Here is a 6,887-nt window from a genome sequence, read left to right on the forward strand (position 1 = left end):
CTTTGCGCTAGGCTTGCCCTTCTTCCAGACAGCACATTCACGTGAAAACCGTTCACGCCACCCGCTACATCACACCACTGCGCGAAGGCGGTTCACTGCCAGCGGTGATCGAAGCCGATGACGATGGCATGTACGTCATCAAGTTCCGTGGTGCCGGCCAAGGCCCCAAAGCACTGATTGCCGAACTCGTGGTTGGCCGGCTTGCGCAGCTATTGGGCCTGCCGATGCCAGACATCGCCTTGGTTGAACTGGACCGCGAATTCGCCCGCACCGAGCCCGACCCGGAAATCCAGGACCTGATCCGCGCCAGCGAGGGCACCAACCTGGGCAGCGACTACCTGCCCGGCGCAATCAACTACGATCCTGCTGCGATGCAACCCGACGCCGAACTGGCCTCGCGCATCGTCTGGTTTGATGCCTACACCAGCAACGTCGATCGCACCGCGCGCAATCCCAACCTGATGGTCTGGCACCGCAAGCTCTATCTGATTGATCACGGCGCGGCGCTGTACTTCCACCACGATTGGGAGAACGCCGGCGAAGCCTGTGGCAAGCCATTCGTGTTGATCAAGGACCACGTGTTGCTACCGTTCGCCGCTCGCATCGCCGAAGCCGACACGGCGCTGGCACCATTGCTGACCGACGCGGTCATCGACGACGTCGTCGCCCAGATTCCGGACAGCTGGTTGCAGACCGAGCCATTCTTTGTCGATTCGACCGCCTACCGTTCGGCATACGCCAGCTATTTGAAGCGTCGCCTGCAATTGCGCGAAGCCTTCGTACAGGAGGCCATCCGTGCCCACGCTGCATACCTATGATTACGCCATCATCCGCGTCGTACCGCGGGTGGAGCGCGAGGAATTCATCAACGTGGGGGTGATCGTCTCCTGCCCCAGCGCAGGACACCTGCAAGCCGCGATCGAGATTGATGTCGCGCGTCTGCAGGCGTTTGCGCCGCAACTGGATCAGGCTGCAATGCGGCCGTGGCTGGATGCCATCGTCGCGATCTGTCGTGGTGAGCCAAGCGCCGGGCCGATCGCACAATTGCCACCGCGTGCCCGCTTCCATTTCCTGACCGCCAAGCGCAGTTCGGTGGTGCAGACCTCGGTGACCCACGTAGGCCGCACCGCCAACCCAGCCGGAATCGTCGACCACCTGCTGGAACGCATGGTGCGTATACCGCGCTGAGTCGCCGGCCGTAACGCTCAGTCATATCGACGCCTGTGGAGCCAAGCCATGCTCGGCTGGTGCTCTACCGGTAGTGCCGAGCCATGCTCGGCATTGGGATTGCCAGTGAAGCCTCTGCCGAGCATGGTTCGGCACTACAGGCACGCCAGCCACACAACAAAGCCGGGCAACGCCCGGCTTTGTTCATCATTTCAGTGTGAGTTCTAGCGTGCCGATCCATCCCAACGCGTCGACAACTGACTACGAACCGGTTGACGCGCCGAATTGCTCTCGGTGGGATCAAAACGCATGGCCTTGACGGCATTGATCGCCCATTGGGAGCTTGCGCCAGCCGGCTTCGCCTCGATCACCTCGACATCCTTGGTTCGACCGCGCTTGGTTACCGTGTAGGCAACAGTAACTTCTTCCGCGAACGCCACCTTGCCTAGATCCCTTGGCACCCGGGGATGAAACTCCCCTCCACTTGGGGTCCAAAGCTTCAGGGCTTCAGCGGGTGCGAGCTGCAAAGGTTCGGCATTCCCTGCAACGACCAGCGGACTGGCGGTGACCGCGACAGCAAGCAACATGAAACCCACAATCTTTGAGCGCATGACCTTCCCTGAATTGGCGGATATGGCCGGACTCTAGAAGCGTTTGACTCGAACCGCAAGTACCTTGCCGCCCCACCTGCTCCGGCACATCTGCTGCCCTGCATGAAAGCAGCATCACTCGATATCGACCAGCTCCCTGGCCACGTCGCGCAGGCTGAACTTCTGCACTTTGCCCGTAGCGGTGCGCGGCAGCGGACCGAAAACAAAGCGCCGCGGCAGCTTGAAGCTTGCCAGGTGCTGGCGGCAGTGCGCGAGCGCTTCAATTGCTTCAAGGTTCGTGGCCTCCTTCAGCTCAACAAAGGCGCAAGGCGTTTCCCCCCACTTCGGATCAGGCCGCGCAACCACCGCAGCCGCCAACACCGCCGGGTGCCTGCACAGCACATCTTCCACTTCCAGCGACGAAATGTTCTCGCCGCCGGAGATGATCACGTCCTTGGAGCGGTCGCGGATTTTGACTGCACCATTGGCATGGACCACGGCCAGATCACCGGTATGGAACCAGCCGCCAGCAAAAGCCTCAGCGGTTGCACGAGGATTCTTCAGATAACCCTGCATGGTGATGTTGCCGCGGAACATGATCTCGCCAACGCTGACGCCATCCCACGGCACCGGCTGCAGGGTTTCCGGGTCCAGCACCTGCATGTCTTCCTGCAACAGGCAGGCCACGCCTTGGCGGCTGTTGAGCTCGGCACGTTCGGCAATCGGCAGCTGCGCCCATTCGGCCTGCGGCTGGCAGATCGACGCCGGACCATAGACCTCGGTCAGTCCGTAGACGTGAGTGATCTCCACGCCCATGCGTTCCATTTCCTCCAGCACTGCTGCCGGCGGTGCTGCACCTGCGACCTGGCCCTTGATGCCGACCAAGCCCTGTTTACTTTCTTCGGGCGCGGCCGCGAGCGCAGCGTGAATAACCGGTGCGCCGCAGTAATGACTGACGCCATGTTCGCGCATCATTTCCAGCACACGCTTGCGATCAAACCGGCGCAGGCAGACCTGGGTGCCGGCCACCGCAGCCATGGTCCACGGGAAACACCAGCCGTTGCAGTGGAACATTGGCAGCGTCCACAGATACACCGGGTGTTGCGGCATGCCCCAGTCGATGATGTTCGCCACCGCATTCAAGTACGCACCGCGATGGTGGTAGACCACGCCTTTGGGGTCACCAGTTGTACCGGAGGTGTAGTTCAGAGTGATTGCATCCCACTCATCGGCTGGCAGCTCGAATGCGAAGTCCGGGTCACCAGTGGCCAGCAGCGCTTCGTACTCGATCTCAGCAAGGAACGCACCGCTTTCGATCTCTGCATCATCGACGTCGATGAGCTGCGGCGGCTGCTTGCACAGCGCCAACGCCTGTTCCATCAATGGTGCGAACTCACGGTCGCTGAATACGATTTTCGCCTCACCGTGATCCAGCATGAAGGCCAGGGTCTTCGCATCCAGCCGGGTGTTAAGTGTGTTCAACACCGCGCCGAGCATCGCAGGCCCGTAGTGCAGCTCGATCATCGCCGGAGTATTGGGCAGCAACGCGGCGACGGTATCGCCCCTGCCTATGCCCAATTGCTGCAGGGCTGAAGCCAGTCGGCGGCAGCGCTGGTAAACCTGCGCCCAGTTTAGGCGGCGCTCACCATGGATGACTGCCAAGCGCCGCGGATGCACGGTTGCCGCCTTGCGCAGGAAGCTCAACGGCGACAGCGCGGTGTAGTTGGCCTGGTTGCGACCAAGATCCTGATACATCTGGGGCCTCTCCCTCTCCAAGGACGTTGCTGGTAGAGAGTCGGACAGCCGGGCGGTGTTTGTCGCTGCGACATTAGTCGCAGGGGCTGAGTCCTGGATTGCTCGCTAGAAGCCTGCCCTCCCCCCAACCCCTCTCCCGTTTACGGGAGAGGGGTTGGGGGGAGGGGAAGCTCCTGGCTGATAAAACCAGACAAAAGCACAAAAAAAGCGCCGGCATGCCGGCGCTTTTTCAAAACGCAAAGCCCGGAGAATCAGGCCTCCGGCGCTGCCGGTGCCACTGCTTCCACAGTGCCTGCAGCATCATCTTCCAGCACCTCATCCTCAGCCTCGAGCGAAGCATCCAGGCGTTCAACCGCCTGCAGCTTCTCGCCCTTGGACAGACGGATCAAGGTCACGCCCTGGGTGTTACGGCCGACGCGCGAAATCTCCGAACCACGGGTACGCACCAAGGTGCCACCGTCGGAAATCAACAACACCTCATCGCCGGTGCCCAGCAGCACCGCGCTGACCAACTTGCCGTTGCGCTCGCTGGTCTGGATGCCGATCACGCCCTGCGTGCCGCGCCCCTTGCGCGGGTAATCCGCCAGTGGGGTGCGCTTGCCGTAGCCGTTCTCGGTCGCGGTCAGGATGTACTGCACACCAGCATCGTCTGCAGCTTCGACGATCTCGCCGCCGTCCACTGCTACTTCCTCCACGCCGTTGTCCTCTTCATTCTCATCCTCAACGCCGCCAGCGCTTTCGGCAACGATCAGGCTGACCACTTCCTCGCCCTTGGGCATCTTGATGCCGCGCACGCCGGTGGCAGTACGGCCCATCGAGCGGACCTTGTCTTCGCCGAAGCGGACGGTCTTGCCGTTGGAGGCGAACAGCACGATGTCACGCTCACCATCGGTGAGGCCGACGCCGACCAGCGCGTCACCGTCATCGAGGTTGATGGCGATCTTGCCGCGCGCCAGACGGAATGCGAACTCGCTCAGCGGGGTCTTCTTGACCGTACCGTTGCGGGTAGCGAAGAACACGAAGTGGTTTTCATCGTACTCGCGCACCGGCAACACAGCCTGCACGCGCTCGCCGTTCTCCAGCGCGATCCAGTTGATGATCGGCCGGCCACGTGCATTGGAACCGGCTTCGGGCAGCTGATGCACTGGCAGCCAGAACACCTTGCCCGAGCTGGTGAAGGTCAACAGCGTGTCATGGGTGTTGACCAGCCACAGCTGTTCGATCGAATCCTCGTCCTTGGTCGCGGCGGCACTGCGGCCACGGCCACCGCGGCGCTGTGCGCGGTAGGCGCTGACCGGCTGACGCTTGACGTAACCGGCACGCGACAAGGTAACCACCACGTCTTCCGGTGCGATCAGATCGAGGATGTCCAGATCTTCTTCGCTGTGACGGATCTCGGTACGACGCGCATCGCCAAACTCGGCGCGCACGCTTTCCAGCTCATCGCGGATGACCTGCAGCAGCACGTCCGGGTTTTCCAGAATGCGGATCAGGCCAGCAATGACTTCCAGCAGCTGCTTGTATTCTTCGGTCAGCCTGTCCTGCTCCAGCCCGGTCAGGCGGTGCAGACGCATTTCCAGAATCTGCGTGGCCTGGACTTCGCTGAGCTGGTAGTTGCCGTCGACCAGACCAATACCCTTGGGCAGGTCTTCAGGGCGCGAGGCCTCGGCGCCGGCGGCGCCCAGCAGCGCACCAACCAGACCCGGCTGCCACACCTTGGAGAGCATGCGCTCTTTGGCTTCAGCCGGATTGGCCGAGGTCTTGATCAACTCGATCATTTCATCGATGTTGGCCAGGGCAACAGTCAGGCCTTCCAACACGTGCGCACGCGCACGCGCCTTGCGCAGTTCAAAGATGGTGCGGCGGGTCACAACCTCACGGCGGTGGCGGATGAACGCCTCCAGCACTTCCTTGAGGTTCAACAGCTTCGGCCGCCCATCGACCAGCGCCACCATGTTGATGCCGAACACCGACTCCATCTGGGTCTGCTGGTACAGGTTGTTGAGCACAACCTCGGCCGACTCGCCGCGCTTGATTTCGATGTAGATGCGCATGCCATCCTTGTCGGACTCATCGCGCAGCTCGCTGATGCCTTCGAGCTTCTTTTCCTTGACCAGCTCGGCGATCTTCTCGATCAACCGCGCCTTGTTCACCTGGTACGGAATTTCGGTAACGATGATCGACTCACGACCATTGTCAGCCACTTCGATATCAGCCTTGGCACGGATGCGCACGCGGCCACGACCGGTGCGGTAACCGGCGATGATGCCGGCGGTGCCATTGATGATGCCGGCAGTGGGGAAATCCGGACCCGGGATGTATTCCATCAAGCCGTCAACGTCGATAGCCGGATCGTCGATCAGCGCGATACAAGCGGTGATGGCTTCGGTGAGGTTGTGCGGCGGAATATTGGTCGCCATGCCCACCGCGATACCGGCCGAACCATTGACCAGCAGGTTCGGGAACCGGGTCGGCATGACCGTCGGCTCCAGTTCCTTTTCGTCGTAGTTGGGCTGGAAATCGACGGTTTCCTTGTCGATATCGGCCATCAGCTCATGCGTCAGGCGCGACATGCGTGCCTCGGTGTAACGCATTGCTGCTGCCGAGTCGCCGTCGACCGAACCGAAGTTACCCTGGCCGTCCACCAGCATGTAACGCAGCGAGAATGGCTGCGCCAAACGCACCAGCGCGTCGTAGACCGACTGATCGCCGTGCGGGTGGTACTTACCGATCACGTCACCGACGATACGCGCCGACTTGAAGTACGCCTTGTTGCTGTGCGCACCCAGCTCGTTCATCGCAAACAGGACGCGGCGATGAACTGGCTTGAGGCCATCGCGGGCATCGGGGAGTGCGCGGCCGACGATCACGCTCATCGCGTAATCGAGGTAGCTCTTGCGCATCTCGTCTTCCAGGTTGACCTGGATGATTTCCTTGGCGTTTTCTGCCATTCGGGTTCCGTTGTCAGGTAGCGATCCCGTCCGCTGGCGGCACCTTGACGGGCCGCCCTGCCGGAAACTCGGATCAACCTGCGGAGTCTATCACAAACGCCGGTTTTTCGCCGCCACTTAAGGGGCTTTTACCGGAAGAAATCAGGAACTTAGAGACAGCCATAGGGTAGTGCCGAGCCATGCTCGGCAGGGGCCTTACCGGCGCCCCGTGCAAGAGCGGTGTAAGCCGCAAAACCACAGCTCCAGCTGGCCACAGCCCTCTTCGACTCAAGCACCGTCAGCTTCGCGGCTTACGCCGCTCCCACAAGGCAAAGAGCTCCCTGTAGAGCCGAGCCCAGCTCAGCTGAGGCCCTAACGCGCAGGCCCCCTGCCCACCATGGCGAGGGCCGAACATTACAAAAATACCAGGGAAACAACCCCCCAA

Annotated in this window: 5 protein-coding genes; 2 read left to right on the top strand and 3 right to left on the bottom strand. The window is 61.6% G+C overall.

The window, feature by feature from the left end:
* Window positions 1-41 precede the first annotated feature (41 nt).
* Window positions 42-818, top strand: a complete 777-nt coding sequence (locus ACVOLL_RS17130) for a HipA family kinase (RefSeq protein ID WP_481513987.1) — start codon at window positions 42-44, stop codon at window positions 816-818.
* A complete protein-coding gene (locus ACVOLL_RS17135; protein WP_481513988.1) occupies window positions 796-1,188 on the top strand; it encodes a DUF3037 domain-containing protein in 393 nt (130 codons plus the stop codon). Before ACVOLL_RS17130 ends, ACVOLL_RS17135 begins: the two co-directional genes overlap by 23 nt.
* A 203-nt stretch (window positions 1,189-1,391) precedes the next feature.
* On the opposite strand, the gene ACVOLL_RS17140 is transcribed toward ACVOLL_RS17135, so the two are convergent.
* From ACVOLL_RS17140 to gyrA, 3 genes are all read right to left on the bottom strand, one after another.
* A complete protein-coding gene (locus ACVOLL_RS17140) occupies window positions 1,392-1,778 on the bottom strand; it encodes an energy transducer TonB (RefSeq protein WP_481513989.1) in 387 nt (128 codons plus the stop codon).
* A gap of 114 nt (window positions 1,779-1,892) precedes the next feature.
* Entirely contained in the window at window positions 1,893-3,512 is a 1,620-nt protein-coding gene (locus tag ACVOLL_RS17145; protein ID WP_481513990.1) for an acyl-CoA synthetase, read from the bottom strand.
* 251 nt (window positions 3,513-3,763) lie between these two features.
* Window positions 3,764-6,463, bottom strand: a complete 2,700-nt coding sequence (gene gyrA, locus ACVOLL_RS17150; protein ID WP_481513991.1) for a DNA gyrase subunit A — start codon at window positions 6,461-6,463, stop codon at window positions 3,764-3,766.
* Between the last annotated feature and the right edge of the window lie 424 nt (window positions 6,464-6,887).

It is taken from the genome of Stenotrophomonas sp. STEN035 (assembly GCF_056759935.1).

Bases quoted from the DNA above. Each gene is read 5' to 3' on its own strand.
- ACVOLL_RS17140 (WP_481513989.1), bottom strand. From the start codon at position 1,778: ATGCGCTCAAAGATTGTGGGTTTCATGTTGCTTGCTGTCGCGGTCACC.
- ACVOLL_RS17145 (WP_481513990.1), bottom strand. From the start codon at position 3,512: ATGTATCAGGATCTTGGTCGCAACCAGGCCAACTACACCGCGCTGTCG.
- gyrA (WP_481513991.1), bottom strand. From the start codon at position 6,463: ATGGCAGAAAACGCCAAGGAAATCATCCAGGTCAACCTGGAAGACGAG.